We start from the raw sequence: 22,488 nt of genomic DNA on the forward strand, positions 1-22,488 counted from the left end.
TTTAAAACCGGATCTCATCATCTCCATGAATTTGCAGCTTAAGCGGTTCACTTTTCGCCTGATGCTTTTTCACATAGCGGTGATAGACGACATACCCAATGATCATGAGAGGGACGCCGACATATAACCCGATGCGCTGCTCCTGATCAAAGGCAAGGCTGATCAACACAATGGTGTTGAGAGTAATCGCAATAATCGGCAGAACCGGATAGAGAGGGGTTTTAAATTTTAAGTTTTCCAGCTTTCCGCCTGCTTTAAGATATCTTCTGCGGAATAGCATTTGTGATAAGGTAATGGTGATCCAGCCAGTCTGGGCACTCATGCCGGCAATGGACACGATCCAGGCAAATACTGTTTTCTCTGCAAAGAACCCGGATAATAGCGAAATCCCTGTAAACAGGAACGTGAGCAGTAAGGCATTCATCGGAATACCGCGCTGATTCACGCGTCTAAATGCTTTTCCTGCCATTCCTTCTTTCGATAAGGAATAGAGCATTCTCGTCGATGCGTACAAGCCAGAGTTTGCAACAGATAATAAAGCGATGATAATGACAAAGTTCATGATGTCTGCCGCAAAAGGAATTCCCGTTCTCTCAAACACAGTAACAAATGGACTTTGCAGCACACTCGCTTCCTTCCAAGGCACCATACCCGCTAAGACAAATATAGATAAGACGAAAAAGACGAGTGTACGCCAAACAGTCTGATGAATTGAGCGAGGAACGGTTTTCTCAGGGTTTTCACTTTCTCCTGCCGCAATCCCGATCAGCTCTGTTCCTTGGAATGAAAAGTTCACGGTGATCATCGTGACCACAACGGCGAGCAATCCATTTGGAAACAGCCCATCACTCACAAAATGACTGAAGTAAGGGGCAGGTTCACCGCTCGTTGTTTCAATAAAACCAAACATCGCCGCTCCGCCTACACCTATAAAGAGTAAAATCGCAATAATCTTAATGGTTGAAAAGAAAAACTCCGACTCCCCGAACGCTTTCGCCGACCGGGCATTTAATAAGAAAAGACACAGTCCAAATACGAGACACCAAATCCACACATCCACTTGTGGAAGCCAGCGCCTCATCAGCTGTCCTGCTGATAAAAATTCCAGGGCGACCGTTGCTGCCCAGCCAAGCCAATAAATCCAGCCGACCGCAAAACCCGCTGCAGGGCTGACAAATTTCGTCGCATACGTATGAAACGACCCGGACACAGGAAGTGCAACCGACAGCTCTCCAAGACACAGCATGGTTAAATACATAATCAATCCGCCCACAATATAAGAAAGAACGGCTCCAACTGGCCCTGCTTGTCCAATCGTATAGCCCGTTCCTAAGAAAAAGCCTGTCCCAATGACACCGCCAAGTGAAATCATAAATAAATGACGGGAGGTCATCGCCCTTTTCAATTGCTCGGGCTGATTTTGTCCAACATCCACAATGATGCCCTCCTTCTTCTAAGATGATAACTTATCAAAACATGTCTCCATGTGATTCATTCCATTTTCAAAACAACCTACTAATTATACATCTTTTATAATAAATATGCTTCCTTCTATGGTCACTGTCTCAAAGTCTTTATTTTAATAATGTTCGCACAAATAAAAGATGAAAGGCTTTGTAGACGTGAGAGGTTTGAAAGAAACGGGTTGCGGGCATAAAGTTGGTGAGATTCGCTCAAGCTAGTTTCAAATGCTTTACTTTTAGGTTGCTTCTCTGTAAGATCATATGTTGTAAATACCAACAAGAAAAGTGGGGAATAAAATGAAAAAAATGTTCTTTGCCATTATGTTAGGCGCTTGTGTTGCATTGATCACGGCATGTGGATCTGGTGCAAGCGACAACGCGAATAAACAATCTGGGTCTAAGGAATCAGGCGACCTTTGGAAATCCATTCAGGATAAAGGTGTTCTGACGATCGGAACAGAGGGAACTTATGCTCCTTTCACATTCCATGACAAAAAGACAGATAAATTAACTGGCTACGATGTAGAAGTCATCACAGAAGTAGCAAAACGTCTTGACTTAAAACCTGAATTCAAAGAAACACAATGGGACAGCATGTTTGCTGGACTGAATTCAAAACGTTTTGACGTGGTAGCGAACCAAGTTGGTAAAACTGGACGTGAAAATCAATACGAGTTCTCTGATAAATACACAACGTCTCAAGCCATTGTTGTGACAAAATCAGATAACAACGACATCAAGAAACTATCTGATGTAAAAGGCAAAAAAGCAGCACAATCATTAACAAGTAACTACAATAAACTAGCTACAGATGCTGGTGCTAAAATTGAAGGCGTTGAAGGTCTTGCACAATCGATTCAATTGATTCAGCAAGGACGTGCTGATCTGACGTTCAATGACAAGCTGGCTGTATTGAATTACTTGAAAACAAGCGGGAACAAAAACCTAAAAGTTGCATTTGAAACAGGAGATCCTCAAGAAACTTACTTTGCATTCAGAAAAGGCAGCGGCGAAGTCGTTGACAAAGTGAATGGCGCATTAAAAGAAATGAAAAAAGATGGTACACTTGCTAAGATTTCTAAGAAATGGTTTGGTGAAGATGTTACAAAGTAATACCCTAGGAGTCGTCATTCCTTGGGATCTTCTTCAGCAATCTTTTTGGCCAATGGTGATGCAGGGGATTTATTACACAATCCCCCTCGCCATCATTGCTTTTATTATTGGTATTTTTATCGCGCTTGTGACAGCACTTGCTAGAATGTCTAAAATCAAAGCCCTCAGATGGATTTTTTCCATCTATGTGTCGGCCGTTCGCGGAACGCCGCTTTTTGTGCAATTGTTTATTATTTTCTATTTCTTTCCGACATTTAATATCACACTGGATCCATATCCAAGTGCCATTATCGCTTTTTCATTAAACGTAGGTGCGTATGCGTCGGAAATTATCCGTGCATCCGTCCTATCTGTTCCTAAAGGACAATGGGAAGCTGGTTATTCAATTGGGATGACGCATCGTAAAACGCTCGTCCGCGTGATTTTACCGCAGGCTGTGCGTGTATCGATTCCACCGCTATCTAATTCATTCATTAGCTTGGTGAAGGATACATCTCTTGCCTCCCAAATCCTCGTAGCAGAGCTTTTCCGTAAATCTCAGGAAATTGCTGCGGCGAACTTGGATCAGATCTTGTTCATTTATATGGAGGCAGCCCTGATCTATTGGGTATTCTGCTTCATTCTATCGCTCGTTCAGCATCAAATTGAAAAACGACTTGATCGATATGTCGCAAGGTAAGGAGGGAACGACATGCTAACAGTCAAAGGTCTCAAGAAATCCTTTGGTGAAAATGAGATTTTAAAGTCAATAGATTTTACGATCAACAAAGGGCAGGTTGTAGCCATTCTTGGCCCATCAGGTTCAGGAAAAACAACGATGCTTCGCTGTTTAAATGCACTTGAAACACCAAATGGCGGCTCCTTTACCTTCGATGATTTCTCGATTGATTTTTCGAAAAAAAATAAGTCAGCTGATCTGCTGAAGCTTCGCCGGAAATCGGGAATGGTGTTTCAAGATTATCACCTGTTTCCACACCGCACCGTGCTTGAAAATGTGATGGAAGGTCCTGTCCAAGTACAGCGCCGTCCAAAGGAAATGGTTCGAAAAGAAGCCATCCAGCTCTTGCAAAAGGTCGGTCTTGAAGATAAAAAAGACCTGTATCCATTCCAGCTGTCAGGCGGTCAAAAGCAGCGTGTCGGGATTGCCCGTGCACTTGCCATTCAGCCAGAGCTTATGCTTTTTGATGAACCCACCTCTGCGCTTGACCCTGAACTTGTCGGAGAAGTCTTAAAGGTCATGAAGGATTTAGCGAAAGAAGGCTGGACCATGGCAGTTGTCACACATGAAATCAAGTTTGCCCAAGAAGTGGCGGACGAAGTGATTTTTATTGATGGCGGCGTCATCGTCGAACAAGGTCCTCCAGAGGAAATCTTCAAACGACCAAAGGAAGAACGAACAAAACAATTCTTAAACCGGATTTTGAATCCAGTATGATGAAAAAAGGCTGTTCTCACGTGATGAGAACAGCCTTTTTTTATATTTCCTTTTGCAAGCGAAGCGCCAGTAAATCTTGCAGGAGCAGTCTCGCTCCCTCTGGACTGATAACCACTCCACCCGATAGCACTTTGTTGGAGCCTGTCACTTCCCCTGTGACGATACAAGGTTTATCCTGCCAATACGGCTTCATGACAATTTGGTCTTCTTCTCGATAAATCTCCATAAAATCGCGCGGATGAATTTTCAACCGTTTTCTTATATCTGTCGGAAGAACAATTCTTCCAAAGTTATCTATATATCTTACATAGTCTTGATTTAACAAATTGACCCCCTCCTGCATCTCTAGATATAGGCGATTCCCTTTTTATCAAGGAATGAAGCGCTCTAATCGGTTAGTGAAAGGATAAGTTGCAGGCTGATCCAGTGGCTAAACACGCTTCCCATATATGATATATCTGTTTGGTGCAGGACCAATGAAAGAAAAAGGATAACATGTGGTGAGGATAAGTTCTTCCTTTTCCTGTTGCAATGTAATAATACTTTGATCATCTTTTTTCACAATCTTTGTTTTCTCAATTTCATAGGTAAATCGTCCATATGAAAGTTCAATGACGAGTTGATCCCCTTTCACCAGTTCTCCTGTTCGTCTAAACACAGTATCACGATGCCCAGATAAAACGATTTGTCCTTGTTCATTAGGTAAATAGCTTTCGTGATAATGACCAACGCCCTTTGCTAAATCCTCCGCTTCTGTTCCTTCTACAATTGGTAACTCAGCATTTAACTTTGGAATGTGCAAGAGCCCAATGGTTTCACCAGCCTTCGGGACAAAAGGGGAATCTGTTTGCCCCTTTTGCTGGATGGCTGCTTGTGCAGACTGGAAAGATTGATCTACTTGCCTTTGCCCATCAACGATCCTCATATATCCTATCATCACAAGACAAATACCTGCTGTGATCAATAGAGTTGAGATGATTTTTTGAAACATGGATAATTATTCGTTTCTTTTTCTTCTTTTCCATACAATAAGGGAGGCACCTATTAGCACAAGTGCAAATCCTGCTAGTAAAAGGTTGTACATCGCTGTTGCAGTGTTCGGAAGATGATGACCAGGTGTATCCGGTTCTGAATGAGAAGGCTGTTCTGGATTCCCTGGCACCTCTGGCACATGCGGCGGTTCTACCGTTGTGGAGTTTTCAGGTTTGTCTGGTTCGTCCACATTCTCACCCTTCACAACTGCGATATTTTGAATGGTTTTACCTTCATATCCTTTAGCGACCTTCGCTTCAAAAGTAACCGTATGCCAGTCCATATCTTTGATATCGCCAAATTGACCGGTTACTGTGCCTTTTGTGTAGTCTCCGTTGTCGTCATCTTTTGCATCTGTGACACCTTGTGCATCTACTTTTAATGACCCTTCGACATACTCAAGACCTTCTGGCAGTTGATCTGCGATGACTAGATCTTTGATGACACTATCTTCTACACTATTTTTTGTTTTGATGGTGTAAAGAAGGGTGTCGCCTACTTGAACTTGTTTTTCATCTGTATTACCTTTTGCTTTTTGAGAGATCTCAGATGTTTTTTCTGATTCAAGCTTTGGATCCTTTGGATCAATTTTTGTTTCGGTTGTCGGCTCATCTGGCGGTGTGTTTTCGCCTGTTACTTTTGCTGTGTTTTGAATACTTTTACCTGATTGGCCTTTAGCGATCTTCGCTTCAAAAGTAACCGTATGCCAGTCCGTGTCTTTGATATCGCCAAATTGACCGGTTACTGTGCCTTTTGTGTAGTCTCCGTTGTCGTCATCTTTTGCATCTGTGACGGCTTGGTCATCTACTTTTAATGACCCTTCGACGTATTCAAGACCTTCTGGCAGTTGATCTGCGATGACTAGATCTTTTATGACACTGTCTTCTACACTATTTTTTGTTTTGATGGTGTAAAGAAGGGTGTCGCCTACCTGAACTTGTTTTTCATTTGTATTACCTTTTGCTTTTTGAGAGATCTCAGATGTTTTTTCTGATTCAAGCTTTGGATCTCTTGGTTCAATTTTTGTTTCGGTTGTCGGCTCATCTGGCGGCGTGTTTTCGCCTGTTACTTTCGCTGTGTTTTGAATGCTTTTACCTGATTGGCCTTTAGCAACCTTCGCTTCAAAAGTAATCGTATGCCAGTCCGTGTCTTTGATATCGCCAAATTGACCAGTTACTGTGCCTTTTGTGTAGTCTCCGTTGTCGTCATCTTTTGCATCTGTGACGGCTTGATCATCTACTTTTAATGATCCTTCGACGTATTCAAGACCTTCTGGCAGTTGATCTGCGATGACTAAATTTTTAACGATGCTGTCTTCTTCAAGATTCTTTGTTTTGATCGTATAAAGAAGGGTATCTCCTACCTGAGGTGTCTTTTCATCTGTGTTACCTTCAGCTTTTTTCTGAATGCTTGCATCCTTTTCTGATGCTAGTTTTGGCTCACGAGGGTAAATTTCTGTTTTCGTTGTTGGATCATCTGGCGGCGTGTTTTCACCTGTTACTTCGGCTGTGTTTTGAATGTCTTGACCAGCCTGTCCCTTTTCAACTGTCACTTCAAACGTCACAGTGTGCCAGTCCGTGTCCTTCACATCGCCAAAATACCCCGTGACCTTTCCATCTGTGTAGTCACCGCTATCGTCATCTTTCACATCTGTGACGGATTCTCCATCAATCTCAAGAGAACCAGCGACATACTCCAACCCTTTTGGTAATTGATCTGAGATCACTAGATTTTCAACAAGACTGTCTTCTATCGTGTTCTTTGTTTTAATCGTATAAAGAAGGGTGTCCCCTACTTCTGGATGTTTCTCATCTTTGTTACCTTCTGCTTTTTTCTGCAAAACCGCTGATTTTTCTGATTCAAGCTTTGGATCACGCGGATAGATTTCTGTTTTTGTTGTTGGATCGTCTGGTGGTGTATTTTCACCTGTGACACTCGCTGTATTTTGAATGTCTTTACCAGACTGTCCTTTTTCAACCGTCACTTCAAACGTCACGGTATGCCAATCTGTATCCTGAATGTCACCGAATTGTCCTGATACGGTTCTGTTTGTGACATCCCCATTGTCTTGATCTTGCTCATCTGTCACCGCTTGTCCGTCTACTTCAAGTGAATTTGGCACATATGCTAATCCTTCTGGCAGTTCATCTGAGATCACTAAGTTTTTAACGAGACTGTCTTCTATCGTATTCTTTGTTTTAATCGTATAAAGAAGGGTATCACCGACCTCTGGATGCTTCTCATCTGTATTACCATCTGCTTTTTTCTGCAAGACGGCTGATTTTTCAGAAGTCAACTTCGGGTCACGAGGATAGATTTCTACATTCGTTGTCGGCTCGTCTGGCGGTGTGTTGCCGGTTGTGACACTCGCTGTATTTTGAATGTCTTTGCCTGCCTGACCTTTTTCAACTGTGACTTCAAATGTCACGGTATGCCATTTCGCATCTTTCACTTCACCGAACGTTCCAGTGACAGTTCCATCTGTCATATCACCGTTGTCGTCATCTTTTGTATCTGTAACTGGATTCCCATCTATCTGAAGAGAATTTGGTACATATGATAATCCTTGAGGTAACTTATCAGAAATCACAAGGTCTTCAATGAAGCTGTCTTCAACAGTGTTACGGGCTTGAATGGTATACAGTAATGTGTCGCCTACTTCTGGGTGCTTCTCATCTGTATTACCATCTGCTTTTTTCTGTAAGACCGCTGATTTTTCTGATTCAAGCTTTGGATCACGAGGATAAATTTCTATGTTTGTTGTTGGTTTGTCTGGCGGTGTGTTTTCCCCTTTGACATTGGCTGTATTTTGAATATCTTTGCCAGCTTGACCTTTTGCTACTTTCGCTTCAAATGTCACGGTGTGCCAATCGGTGTCTTTCACATCACCTATTTGACCTGTAACAGTACCGTTTGTAAAATCACCTTTGTCTTGGTCTTTTGCATCTGTTATGCCTGCGCCATCCACCTTAAGTGAGCCTGGCACATAGGCTAAGCTGCTCGGAAGATTATCTGATATGGTCAGATTTTTAAGAATACCGTATTGCACCGTATTTTTTGCTCTAATTGTATAAAGCAATGTGTCGCCTACTTCTGGATTCTTTTCATCTGTGTTGCCTTCTGCTTTTTTCTGTAAGGCAACAGATTTTTCTGATTCAAGGTTAGGAGGATATGGATCAAATTCGGGCTTCACCCTTGAAGCTAAGTCGTAAGATAATGAATCACCTGCAGTGCCCATATATGTTGTACTTAATGTTTTCGCATCAAGTGTAAAAAGAGTAGAATGACCGATAGAGTCATCTTTTCCTGATTGTAATAGCATTTGTCCATTTGGCAAAAAGCTAATTCCTCGTACTCCTCCCTCAATAGGTTTACCATCTGCATTTGTGATTGGAATCACTCGAATGACTTCAGCTGTTTCAGGATTCATTTGCGCAATGGACCCACTGGTATTAGATGCGAACCAAAGATAGCCATCCTTATCGACTACAAGGTCTCCGCCAATGTCTCCGCCGATGCCAGGGCCAACGTCATAACCGGCAATTTTCTTGGCCGTTTTTTGACCAGTTGCTAAGTCGTACGTTGCAAGGTAGGGTTCTCCACCAACCGTATACGAATGAATATATTTACCGTTATAAACAACGGCATTAGGCGCTTTTCCGCCTAAAACACCTACACGCTCTGCTTGTCCAGTGGTCGCATTTATTTTATAAAGAACTGGCTCTCCACTTGCTGTCGTAGTTGCATACACTGTGTTTTCTTGATCATTCACAGCAACACCGTTCACTACAGACGAATTAATTCCCTTCACCTGTACACTAGCCTTTACGTTTGTTGGGTTTTGCCCATCAAGCTGATAAAGAACTAACTTACCATTTCCAATCATGTAGGAATCTGTGTTATTGACAACCACCGTCCCAGCGGCTTTCGTAACAGGTGGTGAGACTGTTAATAAATTTCCAGCAATCAACACCAATATTAGAAATAATTGACTTGTTCTTTTTACTATGTTCATTTTTTGACATCCCCTTTTCCCTGCTCTAAATCATAATGGTATGTACCAGTTCACCTCCCACACTTTGGTAAAGAATATCAGTAAGATTTCAAAAGCCTCAACAGGACTAAATGACTATTTTCGACAAAAATAGACATTTTGAACTAAATACCTCCCGATGATTGATTTGCTTATGTTTTTCCAATAAAATAACCTTTTTCCATCCCGAAATTCCTCATCTATCTATTTTCCAAACAGGTCTTATGATGTGATTTACATACAATCCTTTCTATTTAAAGATAAATATTCTTTAATTGGGTGATGCTTATTTTTTTGTCAGTATATATTGAATTTTTTTCATTTTATCTTAAAAAAAGGGAATGATTGGTTCACTTTGTTAAAAAAAACAAGTCGAAAGTCTTGCTCTTGTTTTGACCTTTTACGATGCGAAAAATTCTTTTTATAAGTAAGCGATTACAATTGAGCAAAGCCATTTAAAGGGGCGTGGGAGTATGTTACGATTGAATTCGAGTGTTTAAGAAAGAAGGGAAAGCTTTTGAAGCGGGAACATCTTTTACGTTGGTTTTTTTATTTTGTTGGATTGATCGTACTAGCTTTTGGACTATCGCTGACAGTGAAAGGAAAGATTCTAGGCATTGGTCCTTGGGACGCTTTCCACTACGGACTGTTTCAGCACTTTGGACTCACGATTGGACAGTGGTCCATCATTATTGGTGCACTCATTGTGACACTAACATCTGTTTTTACGAAATCATTTCCAAAGATCGGCGCATTACTGAACATGGTGCTGATTGGTATGTTTATAGATTTCTTTAATGCGGTATTGCCTGCACCACATGGGTATTTACCCGCTTTATATGTGTTTATTACGGGCGTTGTGGTTTCAGGTTATGGTGTTGGCATTTATGTCTCAGCGAATCTTGGCGCCGGGCCAAGGGATTCATTAATGCTGCTCATCTCAGCGAAAACAGGATTGAACGTGCAGTGGGTGCGAAATGGCATTGAGCTAACAGTGCTTTTATTTGCATGGATGCTCGGCGGGCCGATTGGCGTTGGCACGATTCTGACGGCTATTTTTACAGGTCTCGTCCTTCGATTCTCCTTACCGCAATCGACACGGCTCCTGCAGCTGCTTATTACAAAAACAGCAGAGAAACCTGTTCAGACGCTTATCCGATAAGAACAAGCCATTCTACAAAAAGAATGGCTTTTCTTGTGTCAAAATAAATAAACAGATTTTTCTTATATTCATAAGAGGAAATCAACCCAACCCTTCCACTTCCTGTCATTTTGAGCTTTCGCTGAAAAGGAGGTCTGTTTCCCTTTTGTACGGCGCTCTCCAATGGTACAATCAATGTAAAAAATTAGAGGTTCATTATGAAGATTTTCGCTATCCAATTACAGCATTTAGATGACATCCATGCACGAAAACAAATCGATCAATTGAAACCCTTTGTTTCAGCTGAAAAACGTGCTGCGGCTGAGCGCTTTCGCTTTTTGGTCGATGCAAGAAGGACCTTGTTAGGTGAGGTTCTGGTTCGTCAGATGATCCATGATATGTACGATCTGCCTTTTGATGAGATCGTTTTTGAAACAGAGGGCAATGGCAAGCCTGTCGTCCGGCACATTCCTTCTTTTCATTTTAATCTTTCTCACTCTGGTGATTGGGTCGTATGCGCAATAGATGATGCACCTGTAGGTATTGATATTGAGGAGATCAAACCGATTGATCTAGCGATTGCTAAACGATTTTTTTCAGCAGATGAGTATGAGGATTTACTTTCACAACCGGCAGAACGGCAGGAAGCCTACTTCTTTCATTTATGGTCAATGAAGGAGGCCTTTATCAAGCTGACTGGAAAGGGATTATCTTATGGTCTTTCGTCCTTTACAGCCCGCCTGTCAGAGGATGGACAGGCGACGCTTGCATTACCTGATCATGAAGCGCCCTGCTTTGTTCAAACATACTCACTTGATCCTACCTACCAAATGGCGGTGTGTACACGAAAGCCTTCTGCGGCTGAACGTGTTGAGATACTCTCTTGTAGTGATGTACTGTCTCGTCTTTAATATCGCCCAATTTGCTGAAATGCTGTCTTTATCAAATCGACTCCACGTGTGATTTGCTCTTCTTTCACATGCCAAATGTTCAACTGAAGAATGGGGTCTTTTTGATAAGTCGACAGATAATGGCGGTCGATTGACTGAATGGAAACAGATGCCTTTTTCAACTGCTGAATGAGCTGGTTCATCGGAATTGACCGATCGAAACGTACATGTGTATGAGTAGCTGGCTCCTCTTCTCCCAGTTGATAAGCGATTTGATCGCTTTTCAGGCATGTCACTAGTTGTTTGGATCGGTTGCGATAGGTCGCCCGCATTCTGTCTCGATGCCGTTCAAACATCCCGCTTTTTAAATATATTTCTAAGGCTGCCTGTGACAGCATGGAGCTGTCGATGTCAATGAGCCGTTTGTGTTCGCTAAAAGGTCTAATCAGTTCCTCAGGTAAGACGACCGCTCCTGTTCGAAGTCCTGGAAAGATGATTTTGGAGAAGCTTTTTAAATAAATGACCTTCCCCGCCTGATCGTACGAATAGATCGGGTCTCTTTTTGCGTCGAATTCTAAATCGGCTATGTAATCATCTTCAACGATATAGACGTCATATGTCTCGGCAAGAGCTGCAATCGCTCTTTTCTCCTGCTTTGACAAGCTCGTTCCAAGCGGGTTTTGAAACCTTGGCATCGTATAGAAAAAACGAATCTCCTCTTCTCGAAAGATGCGCTCCAATTCCTGAAGGTCAATTCCCTTTTCCGTCCGCTGAATCCCCCGTACAGGCAGTTGATTTTTTTCTAAATATTGAAGGTATAGATGATAGCCTGGCTGTTCGACTAATATGGTCTGTTTGCCATTCGGAAAAGGGATGGTGCTTAAAATGGATAACGCCAGCTGAATACCAGAAGTCATAACGATCTGTTCTGGATTTGCAAACACTTGATAATCCATTAATCGCTTAGAAATGACTGGCAGCAGCGAGGGTAATCCGTTGGCTGTGCCGTATATAAACAAGTCATTTTGATACAAATCGATGGCTTGGTTGATGCAGTGCTGGAAATCAACATATGGAAACACGACGGGATCAGGTGCAGATGAAGCAAAATCAATCCATGTGCTATCCTGTTTCCCCGCTGACTGCTTCGTTTTCACGACATAATAGCCGCTTCTTTCTACAGAATACAGCAGATGTTCACGTTCTAATGTGTCTAGTGCTTTGATGACAGTGCTTTTACTCACTGCATATTGAGCCGCCAAATGGCGAATGGAGGGGATCTTCATGCCTGCATGGTATTCACCAGACGTCATCTTCTCTTTTAAGCTGAGAACAAGCTGATCATATTTCCTCACACCACTTCCTCCTTGTACCGGTACAGATATCATGTTCTCTTATTGTACACTTTAGATGATCCGATTACGATAGAAGAACAGAACCGGTCAATTCAACTGAAGCATGCATGCTCGTATAAGGAGTCAAATTGTGGACATTTCAAAACAAAAAGCGTATGCTGCCGCGATAGGCTACGCCACGATCATTGGTTTTTCATTTTTGTTTGTCAAAATTGCATTAGAATCAGCAAACCCGATTGATTTATTAGCACACCGCTTTACAGTTTCTTTTGCAGCCGCACTATCGCTTTATCCATTTTTACGAAAGAAGATCCGCCTCTCCATTCAATGGCATGATCTTCTCTACATCGTACCGTTTTCCTTGCTTTATCCTGTGTTGTTTTTTGCTTTTCAAGTATGGGGGCTGATGTATACCTCTTCGTCAGAGGCTGGTATTATTCAGGCAACGATCCCCATTCTGACGATGGTGCTTGCCGCGTGGTTTTTAAAGGAACGCGCGACATGGATCCAAGTGCTGTTTACCATTCTTTCTGTGTGCGGGGTGATGCTTCTCTTTGTCATGAAGGGAATTGATGTGAAGCATTCACACATGATCGGCTATGGACTGATATTACTTTCAGCCTTATCCTCCAGTGCATACAGTGTATTTGCCCGAGTGATTACACGGCGCTTCCATGTGATTGAACTCACTTTCGTGATGACATTCTTTGGATTTGTCTTCTTCAATGCCGCTGCGCTCATCCAGCATTCAGCAAACGGGACAATGCCGCAATTTTTCAGCCCATTTACACAACCATCCTTTGTATGGTCAATGCTCTTTTTAGGCATTCTTTCATCACTTCTCACGGCATATTTATCAAACTATGCCCTTTCTCAGCTTGAAGCGGCAAAGGTCAGCATCTTTAACAATTTATCTGCGTTTATTACAGTTGCCGCTGGGGTTCTCATTTTACATGAAACAATCGATTGGTATCATCTCATCGGAGGTGTGCTGGTCATTGGCGGAGTGATTGGCGGGAATGTGGTGAAAAAGCGGAATTCATAAGAAAAAGCGGTCCCTTTAAGGAGGACCGCTTTCTTTTAAAGTTTCATTAATTGTTGTTTGCTTGCAACGTCAATCACATGTCTCATCTGTTCTGCGAAGGGCTCGAGGTGTGTGTTGATATACATGTGCCCTCCTTCGAAATTGGTGCGTTCGATGGTTTTTGCCCATGGCAGCCAGCCATTTGCATCTTTCATGCATTTTTCATCTTTTGTTCCATTGAATAAATAAACGGGTGTTTCGATGATGGATTGATCTTTGTGCTGGAAGGTTTCCAGCGCCTGATAGTCTGCACGTAAGGACGGCGTAAAGTAATCCATCATTGGTTTGTTCTCTAATAATTCCTTTGGAATCCCGCCCATTTCGGCAATATGCTGAACAAATGCTTCATTCGATAAATGGGTCAGGATCTGTCGTTTTGTTTGCGGCGGCTGAATAGCCGAGATCACGACTGCTGCAGGATCGATTCCTTCCTTTTCTAGCAGCTGAGCCAGTCTATACACAACAAGTCCTCCCATGGAATGTCCGAACAGGATAAACGGGCGGTTCAAGTTGCCCGAGAGCCCTTCTTTGTATAGCTCAGCCAATCGGTCAATGCTCGTTTCGAGCGGCATGAGATTGGTTCCATGACCTGGGGGCTCTGCTGCTGTTACTTCGGCAGTGCCTTTTAGCTGTTCAAAAAGCGGGCGGTACGAGGCGGAATAACCGCCTGCAAAAGGAAAACAAATAAGTTGAATAAGGTCTGATTTTTTTTCAAAGGTTTTAAATAAATGGTTCATATGTTCTTACCCCTTTATCATCGTTTGAAGAATCCGTGCCAGTTCATCTGCCTGCGGCCTTTTCATCATGGTGACATGGTCTCCTTTGATGTGATAATACGAGCATGATCCTTTCGTATAAGCCTCCCAGTCTGAGAACTTCTTCTGAAAATCAATGGCGTGATCACTGCTTTGTACAATATAAAACGGCACATCGAATGGTTCTTTTTCTAATTCAATGGCTTGTGACATGATTGTATTATGCGTTTGCATTTGCAAATATTTATCTAAATACTGATCATTCATAAATTGATGAACCACTTCATCCTTTTCTGCCTCTTTGAGTATTTTTTGCTTCACTTCTTGGAAGCTCAGCCCTTGTAATGCTTCTGGCTGGATGCCGACAAGATTCCCCATTCCAAGGACAAGCGCAAGCATTTTCACTTCTTCTTCGTTCATATCCGCATGGAGCGCCTGATCTGCCTCATCTCTTAACACAGGGACGGTATCTAAAATGATGAGTCCTTTCGGCGCTTTTCCTGCATGGCAGAGCCGCTGATTCATTCCGTAGGCAAGGTGCCCGCCCATTGAATGCCCTGCTAGATAGTCAACACCAGGTCGATAGAAGGTCTCAATGGCTTCAACAAATATGGACACAAGCTCTGTGTAATGGAGGAATTGCGGTTCTTCATCCTCATATAAGCCAGGAGACTGCAAGGCGTACACAGCGCCTTGATGTGTCATCAGCTTAGCCACATCGATATAGCCCATCACCGTTCCACCGGCAGGCGGTGCAAAGAAAATCCTCGGTACGGCTGGATCGCCTTTTTTCAGCTCAATCACGTAGTCCTTTGGAGACCTTTCGACGTGCTCTCCGGCCTCTGGCATTGCGTCCACATGTGCGGCTAGCTGAGCCGGCGCTGGATGCATGAAAATCCATTTTGGATCCACACGAATCCCCTGTTCTTTTAATTTGGCAACAGCTTGGATACTCATAATTGAATCGCCGCCTAAATCAAAAAATGAGTCATGTATGCCTACTTGTTTGACACCAAGCACGTCCTTGAAAGCTGTGACAATCAGCTGCTGCGTTTCGGTGACTGGTTTGTCATCCCCCTGAGAAAGAGAGATCGTTTCTGCTGGGTCTGGCAGTGCTTTTTGATCAACCTTTCCGTTTGTTGTAACTGGCATTTCGTCCATTACAATAAAGTAACTTGGAATCATGTAGCCTGGCAGGCTTTCCTGTAAAAATGCTTTCCAGCCTGAAACAGGATTCTCTCCGTCTGTGACAAGGTAGGCCGCCAGCCGTTTTGAGCTGCCATACGTTTTGGCGATGACTGTACATTCTTTTATTTGTGGATGCTTGAGGAGAGCTGTCTCTATTTCTCCACATTCAATCCGGTAGCCTCTAATTTTCACGAGGTTGTCTTTTCGGCCTAGATATTCAATGGTGCCATCTGAACGCCATGTACCTAGATCACCTGAACGATACAGCCTGTCTCCCCCTAGTTCAGGGAATGGATTGTCTATAAACCGTTCATGCGTCCGCTCTAGATCATGAAGGTAGCCTTTTGCCAGCCCTGTGCCGCCAATGTAAATTTCTCCTTTGACGCCTGCTGGCACTGGGTTGAGCGCATCATCTAGTATGACGACAGTTGAATTCGATACTGGGACACCAATCGGAACTGACCTTGCTCCCTCTGGCATGTGCGTGACTTGATGTGTTGTGGCTAAGGTCGTGTTTTCTGTAGGACCGTAAGCATTGATGAGTACACCCTCCATATGTGGTAGTGCCTTTCGTGCATGCTCACTGGACATCGCTTCTCCGCCAACGAGTAATGTGCGGTAGCCTGCTACACTTTTTGGATCGTGCTCCACCAGCCGATTGAATAAAGCGGTTGGCAGACAGTTGGCTGTCACTTGATGCACTTTGATCAGCCGTGATAATTCATCCATATTCAGTGCGGCATATTTCGGAATCAGAATGAGCTGACCGCCATTCAGCAGCATGCCCCACAACTCAAATGTAAAGGCATCAAAAGCATAGTTTGAGAGCTGAAGCATCTTATCATCTGGACCTAGTTTTATATAGTTTGTTTTTCGAACCAGACGGACAACTCCTGCATGGGGGAGCATGACGCCTTTTGGTGTACCTGTTGAGCCTGATGTGTAGTTGACATAGGCTAACTGGTCTTCTCCAATGATTGATTGTTCTCTTTGATACACTGCATCTGTTACTGGTAATGGCTTGTCCATCTCAATCTTTGTACCTGTAAAGTCTACTAGACGCTCTATTAAATGAGATTGAGTGATGATCACATCACTTTGCGTATCGCGAACAATGAGGCGGATTCGCGCATCTGGATATTCTGGTGACATTGGAACATATGCAGCACCAGATTTGACAATGCCTAGCACTGAGACAATCATGTCAAAGGAACGATCAAAAAGCATCGGTACAAGTGAACCTGGTCCAACTCCTTTTGATTGCAAGTAAGCAGCAAGCTGTGTTGCCTTCTCATCCAACTCTTGATACGTCATGTGCTCTTCCAAATAAGACAAGGCAATGCGGTGCGGATCACGCTGCACCTGTTCTTCAAACAGCTCTTGAATGGTGCGCTTTGGATAGGGCGTAGCCGTTTGGTTTTTCCCTATGATCATCGCAGCCTGTTCCGCTTTGTCCATTAAGCAATAATCAGAAAATGTACGTTCAGGCTGAGCTGTCATACCATCTAGCAGATGAAGATAATAATTCATATAACGATGAATGGTCTCTTGATCAAATAAATCTGTATTGTATTCCACTTGGATCGACAGCTGATCCCCCTGTTCAAATACATGTAAGGTGAGATCAAATTTAGACACTGTATGATGAATCATCACATGTTCACTTGTCAGCCCTTTGAGATTGACATGGAGCGAATCTGTTACATAACCCATCGCCACTTGGAAAATAGGCGATCGACTTAAATCTCTATCTAATGAAAGATCATCGACAAGCTTATCAAATGGATAACGCTGATGCTCGAAGGCTTTTAATGTCATCTCCTTCACGTTTTCCATGACATCAGCAAACGTATCTGCTGTGGAGATATCCTGTCTCAGCGCGAGTGTATTCACAAACATTCCAACAAGCTTCTCTGATTGCTTGGCACCTCGCCCTGCGATCGGCGAACCAATGATGATATCTGTCTGTCCGGACAGCTTGTGAAGCAGGACGTAGTACGCTGACAGCATCGTCATGAACAGTGTTGTGCCCTGCTGCTTGGACAAAGCCTGCAAACGGCGGATAAGCGTATCTTCCAAGACGATTTGCTCTGTAGCGCCGTTAAATGTTTGAACTGGCGGGCGAGGACGGTCAAACGGCAACTCTAACACCGGAAGATCACCTTGTAAATGATCGAGCCAATAGGCTTGGTCTACTTGATGATGCATTACTTGCTCATTTTCCCAATGGACATAATCTGTCCATTCAATTTCCAGCGCTGGGAGTTGCGGCGCTTCATCTGCAAGCAGCCCGTCATATGCCATTTCTAACTCCTGAATGAGCAGACTGAGCGACCATGCATCTGAAATGATATGGTGCTGCGCGCAAAGAAGATAAAATTCTTCATTGCCCATATCCACAATCGTCCACTGCGCAAGAGGCCCTCTTTCTAAATCATAAATGCGGTTCGCTTCTTGCTGAATAAGCTGCTTGAGTCTTCTCGTTCTTGTTTTTTCATTAAATAATGAGAAGTTCGCAACAGTGACGGATGGCGGAAGGTCTTCACGTATCAGTTGAACTGGCTTGCCACCAAGCGATTGAAAAGTTGCGCGTAGTGCTTCATGACGTTTCGTTAAGAGACCAATCGCTTTTGTTAACGCTTGAATGTGCAGTTGTCCTGTCAGCTTCCAAGCACCTAATATATTGTAATGATGGCTCTTTTCCAATGTGGATAAGAACCAAATACGCTTCTGAGCATGTGACAGTTCATAGCTTGTTCGCTTTTCCAACTTTGGAATATTGGCTTCCTGAACAGCAGGTGCCTCTTTGATGTCATCAACCATTTGCGCCAAATGTGCCAGATGCTTGCTTTCAAATAATATTTTTAAAGGCGCCTTGATTGAAAACTCATGATTGATCCGAGAAATGGTTTGAGTCGCCTTTAATGAATGTCCGCCAAGGTCAAAGAATTGATCCTCTTTGTACACACGATCAACGTCTAAAATGTCCTCCCATATGGCAGCAAGCATTTGCTCTGTTTTCGTTTCTGGCAATTGTTTTTCAAGGGGTTGTCCATTTTTGTGATGATTCAGCTTAACGGCTTCATGATCAATAGAGCCATCTAGTTTTTTCGGTATTTCCTGTACTTGCTGAATATCCCAGTCACCTTTTGTTCCGCCTGCGATATCTTCCACATGCACTTCTTTGCCAGGCTGAACTGTGTAAAAAAGCTTTTTCTCAAAAGTCGGTATTGGCGCTGGCTGAAGATACGCTGCGATTTCTGGATTGGCTCCATCTAGTCCGATAAATAGATGCGCTTCATTCAGCCGAGCACCTAGACATAATGAATGGAGACCTTGCTTCTTTCCAATCAATTGAAATCCCTTGCGGACGGTAAGGGCTGCGCCGGTATGTCCCTTAGACAAACCGAGATTATCCCACATACTAAAGTTTAAAGAGATCGCCCGTCTTCCTTCTTGAAAGGTGAGCGTGTGCGCAAGCCCATCTAAAAAGCTGTTGGCCGCAGAGTAAGCCCCGAATGTTGTACCGCCAAAAAAGCCATTTACTGATCCAAAAAAGACGAGTGGTACTGCCGGATCATGCTTGAAGGCTTCCTGCAGGACAAACGCTCCGTCTGCTTTCCCTGACAGTTCCTTTGTAAAATCCACTTCTGACGTATGCGCCAATGTATACTTATCCGCATGCTGAAAATGCTCTGACACATTGCCAGCACCGGCTAAATGCAGCACACCCCGGATGGTTTGACCAAAATGTTTTTCTGCTTTGTAAATCGCCCGCTCCATGTCAGCTAAATCGGTCACATCCGCTTGTACATAGATAACGTCACCGAGACTTTTTAGCTGTAAAAACGCTTCTTTCTTTTCCAAGCTGTCTTCCAAAGAAGTCCTTCCAATCAATACAAGCTTTAGGCCAAATTGGAGCATCTGCTTAGACAGTTCAAATCCAATACCGCCGAGTCCTCCGGTCAGCAAATAAAGTCCTTCATATTCTAAAAATCCTTCTGTTTGAGGTGCGTTCATCATATCGACTTTTTCCAGCTTTGGTACGAGCCTGTGCCCTTTTCGGTATGCCACCTCTGCTTTTATATGAATCGCCGACAGCTCATCAGCAATGTGCTTTGCATCCTGCTCCACTTGCTCCGCTTCAATATCAATATGGGACACCTCTGCTCCTTCCCATTCTTGCGGGATGGTTTTTAATAAACCAACGAGCGACGTTTTCTCCACATGAAGATCGTCTTCAGGGCTTACAAATTGACCACCCTTTGTCACCACAACAAGCCGGACAGGCTCTTTGTTTTCTTGCCTCCATGCTTGATACAAGTACAAAATCGATTGATTGGACCTCGCATGCATTTCTGTGAACTGCGCAGGCTCAACAATGGCTTCTTTGTCTGCCACATTCCACAAATGGAGTATGCACCCTGTCTTTAATTCATCTGCTTCAAGTGCTGCAACGAGTCTGACATAATCCCCCTTGATTCTCGGGTTCATCTGGTACATCCCTTTGGACAGACGCAAAAATTCATGTCCTTTTTTCACAGAAACATAGGGCTGATTTCTTTTTTCAAAATGGGCGTAAAGTGATTGGTAAAGCCCTTTTTCATCCTCGAAAACGAGTACATGATCAGCAGCAGGCTGAGACGGACCAATATGCTCCTTTACCCAATTGCGTTTGAAAAACCAATCTGGCAGTGTTTGTTCATTTTCAGAAGCAAGGTCCAGTGCCCTTTCAATGTCACGGAATATCCCTTCTTTTAGCGCCGCGCCTAACTGAGCACGTTGGATCTTTCCACTTTCTGTTTTCGGAAATTGGTCTTTTTTCACTGGAATGATGTGATCGGGCTCTATGCCAATTTTACGAATGATGGCCTCTCTGATCTGCTGAATCATCGTGATTTGTTCCTCTAGCGAATCCTTTTGTGTCACAAAGAAGACGGCAAGCGTGTCGTTGCTTGATTCGGGATTGTAGATGCCGTACGCAGCGGCAAAGGTGACTTCCACCCCGTCCACCTCTTCCACAACTGCTTCAATTTCGTAATTCAAATAGTTGGCTCCGTTGATGACGATGATATCCTTTTCCCGGCCTGTTAGAACAAGACGCCCTTCGTGGATAAATCCTAAATCCCCCGTGTGAAACCAGCCATTTTCCACAAATACCTCTTGATTGGCTTCCTCATTTTGATCATAGCCCATCATAATCGTCGGACTCTTCACCTGCAAGCGCCCGACCTGATCTTCTGGCAGCACATGATGATGCTCGTCTACAATCCGAATCCATACAGACGGAATCGGTGCACCGACTTCGGTAAACGTCATTTTGTGCGGATGATCTTGCGCCACGTATTGAATTTCACCTGTTAACGAAGTCTGATCAATCGTCAGCTGTCCATCTTGATCACCATGCCGCATGAATTTCTTTGATTGAACAATGGCTGAGGATGTTTCAGACATGCCGTACGCCGGCACCATCGCATGACGGCTTAATCTGTGCTGACCCATCATATGCATGAAGCGCTGCGTCACTTTTGGCACAACCGCTTCGGCTGCATTCATGATATAAGTCAGTGTGGAGAGATCCCAGCTCCCCTTGCGAATGTCGTCCTCATATTCATTCATCATCGCAAAAGCAAAATTCGGTGCCCATGTCCTTGTGACGCCGTATGTTTCTACCCAATCCAGCCACACCATCGGCCGCTCGATAAATTGATCGATGGATGGACTAATCTGCTGGCAGCCAAAGTAGACGTCATGCACATGAAACATGACAATGCCTCCTACATGATCAAGCGGCATCCAGTTAAGCGACACATCCTCATGCGTAAAGCCATTTGTCTGCTCAAAGGAGATGATTCGAGATAAAATACTTTGATGGTTGTGACGGATACACTTTGGCACACCCGTACTACCTGAAGAGAGCAGCTGAAGCACAGGCTCATCTGGCTCTGGCTCATAATGCTGTTCATCAGGTTCACACGAGAGCAATGTTTCGATTGTTAAAATAGGTATGTCTTTTGCCTCAAATGACTCACGCAGCCCAGCAATGTCCTCAGCACTTGCTTCATTCGTCATAATAAACGGTTCATTTTGCAGCCGAAACACGCCTTTCAGCTTGTTCACAGCTTGATTCGTTTCATCATAAACAGGCGGTACAGAAACCGGAGTCGGAATGATACCACCGAGAATACAGCCCCAAAACGCAGTGATGAAATCTTGATGATCTTTCAATTGTAGTAACACTTGATCGCCGTTTGTCAGGCCTGCTTTCCTTAAACCAGACAGAACCCGTTCTGCGTTTGTGAGTAACTCAGGATAGGATTGGGTCAACGTGCGCCCGCCTTCTTTGATATAGGTCACCCCGCGGTCAGGTGACATAAAGGCTGATCGAATCAACACCTCTGTCAGTGTGACAGGTGTGCCTGGTTTTTTGATGACATCCCCGCCATACACAAGTGCAGGCGGCTTTTCATGAGAAGATGCTTGCTTTGTTTCGCCCTCTTCATCCTTCGAGATCGATTCGTTCCCTTGCGCACGCTGCCGATTAGGAAACAGATCATCTAGGTGATAAGGCGTTTGTTTTTCTGTCTGACTTTCAATGAGAGCAGCCGCTTCCTCTACTCCATCTATAGCTTTCGTACGATCTTCTATCTTTCTCAAACTCTCTTCATCAATGATGTCAATCGAAAGCAGTGCTTCTGTATCGACCGCTCCACTTTCTGTCCTTGGCAAGGAAGGCAATAAGACGAGAGCGGCTGGCACTTCATCAGGGTGAAGCGCGCCTGTCATTAGATCCTCTCTTGCTAGCGAAGGGTCCTTCGCCTGTGCAAATAGCACAAGCGAGAGGCTACCTTCTTCATTTTTCTTCGGGATGAATGCACATTCCTTTAACGGAAAATGAAGCATCACGACCTGTTCTAATGCTTTGAGATCGATTCGTTTTCCGTTGATTCTGACGATATGATTTGCTGCATGTCCTTTTCTTCTACTCATTAACATCGT

At 43.7% G+C, this 22,488-nt stretch carries 13 protein-coding genes; 6 read left to right on the forward strand and 7 right to left on the reverse strand.

Features of this window, described 5'->3' with window-relative positions; all coding sequences use genetic code 11:
- Position 1: 1 nt before the first annotated feature.
- The gene (locus tag MHH40_RS08400; RefSeq protein ID WP_212046365.1) at positions 2-1,435 is read right to left on the reverse strand and encodes an amino acid permease; all 1,434 of its coding nucleotides are present in this window, start codon (positions 1,433-1,435) and stop codon (positions 2-4) included.
- Between the two features lie 325 nt (positions 1,436-1,760).
- Between MHH40_RS08400 and tcyA the strand changes: the two genes are divergently transcribed.
- Genes tcyA through MHH40_RS08415 form a run of 3 tightly spaced genes read left to right on the forward strand, consistent with a single transcriptional unit; the run spans position 1,761 to position 4,011 of the window.
- The gene (gene tcyA / locus MHH40_RS08405; protein ID WP_003213831.1) at positions 1,761-2,576 is read left to right on the forward strand and encodes a cystine ABC transporter substrate-binding lipoprotein TcyA; all 816 of its coding nucleotides are present in this window, start codon (positions 1,761-1,763) and stop codon (positions 2,574-2,576) included.
- On the forward strand, positions 2,563-3,255 hold the full coding sequence (locus tag MHH40_RS08410) for an amino acid ABC transporter permease (protein ID WP_034325166.1): 693 nt from the start codon (positions 2,563-2,565) through the stop codon (positions 3,253-3,255). Before tcyA ends, MHH40_RS08410 begins: the two co-directional genes overlap by 14 nt.
- Before the next feature lie 12 nt (positions 3,256-3,267).
- Positions 3,268-4,011, forward strand: a complete 744-nt coding sequence (locus MHH40_RS08415) for an amino acid ABC transporter ATP-binding protein (RefSeq protein ID WP_050945488.1) — start codon at positions 3,268-3,270, stop codon at positions 4,009-4,011.
- Positions 4,012-4,051: 40 nt separating this feature from the next.
- Here MHH40_RS08415 and MHH40_RS08420 read toward each other — a convergent pair whose 3' ends face one another.
- The 3 genes from MHH40_RS08420 to MHH40_RS08430 form a co-directional block, all read right to left on the reverse strand.
- Positions 4,052-4,336, reverse strand: coding sequence for an AbrB/MazE/SpoVT family DNA-binding domain-containing protein (locus tag MHH40_RS08420; protein WP_050945487.1), 285 nt, complete (start codon positions 4,334-4,336; stop codon positions 4,052-4,054).
- Positions 4,337-4,441: 105 nt separating this feature from the next.
- Positions 4,442-5,002: a class D sortase gene (locus MHH40_RS08425; protein WP_050945486.1), complete on the reverse strand. Its 561-nt coding sequence runs from the start codon at positions 5,000-5,002 to the stop codon at positions 4,442-4,444.
- A 6-nt stretch (positions 5,003-5,008) separates the two neighbouring features.
- Positions 5,009-9,058 carry an isopeptide-forming domain-containing fimbrial protein gene (locus tag MHH40_RS08430; RefSeq protein ID WP_340900929.1) on the reverse strand — a complete coding sequence of 1,350 codons (4,050 nt, stop codon included), beginning with the start codon at positions 9,056-9,058 and terminating at the stop codon, positions 5,009-5,011.
- Between the two features lie 535 nt (positions 9,059-9,593).
- Here MHH40_RS08430 and MHH40_RS08435 point away from each other — a divergent pair.
- Entirely contained in the window at positions 9,594-10,238 is a 645-nt protein-coding gene (locus MHH40_RS08435) for a YczE/YyaS/YitT family protein (protein ID WP_044140485.1), read from the forward strand.
- Positions 10,239-10,435: 197 nt separating this feature from the next.
- On the forward strand, positions 10,436-11,128 hold the full coding sequence (locus tag MHH40_RS08440) for a 4'-phosphopantetheinyl transferase family protein (protein WP_050945484.1): 693 nt from the start codon (positions 10,436-10,438) through the stop codon (positions 11,126-11,128).
- Here the strand turns inward: MHH40_RS08440 and MHH40_RS08445 are convergent.
- Complete coding sequence (locus MHH40_RS08445) at positions 11,125-12,462, reverse strand: aminotransferase-like domain-containing protein (protein WP_226804646.1); 1,338 nt, start codon at positions 12,460-12,462, stop codon at positions 11,125-11,127. The two genes, MHH40_RS08440 and MHH40_RS08445, sit on opposite strands and share 4 nt — an antisense overlap.
- A 130-nt stretch (positions 12,463-12,592) precedes the next feature.
- Between MHH40_RS08445 and MHH40_RS08450 the strand changes: the two genes are divergently transcribed.
- Positions 12,593-13,507 (forward strand): DMT family transporter, encoded by a 915-nt coding sequence (locus MHH40_RS08450; protein ID WP_340900930.1) that lies wholly within the window; start codon positions 12,593-12,595, stop codon positions 13,505-13,507.
- 35 nt (positions 13,508-13,542) lie between these two features.
- On the opposite strand, the gene MHH40_RS08455 is transcribed toward MHH40_RS08450, so the two are convergent.
- Positions 13,543-14,283 (reverse strand): thioesterase II family protein, encoded by a 741-nt coding sequence (locus MHH40_RS08455; RefSeq protein WP_050945481.1) that lies wholly within the window; start codon positions 14,281-14,283, stop codon positions 13,543-13,545.
- A 6-nt stretch (positions 14,284-14,289) separates the two neighbouring features.
- On the reverse strand, positions 14,290-22,485 hold the full coding sequence (locus MHH40_RS08460; RefSeq protein WP_340900931.1) for an amino acid adenylation domain-containing protein: 8,196 nt from the start codon (positions 22,483-22,485) through the stop codon (positions 14,290-14,292).
- Between the last annotated feature and the right edge of the window lie 3 nt (positions 22,486-22,488).

The sequence above is a fragment of the Bacillus sp. FSL K6-2431 genome, assembly GCF_038005165.1.
GTDB lineage: Bacteria > Bacillota > Bacilli > Bacillales > Bacillaceae > Bacillus > Bacillus pumilus.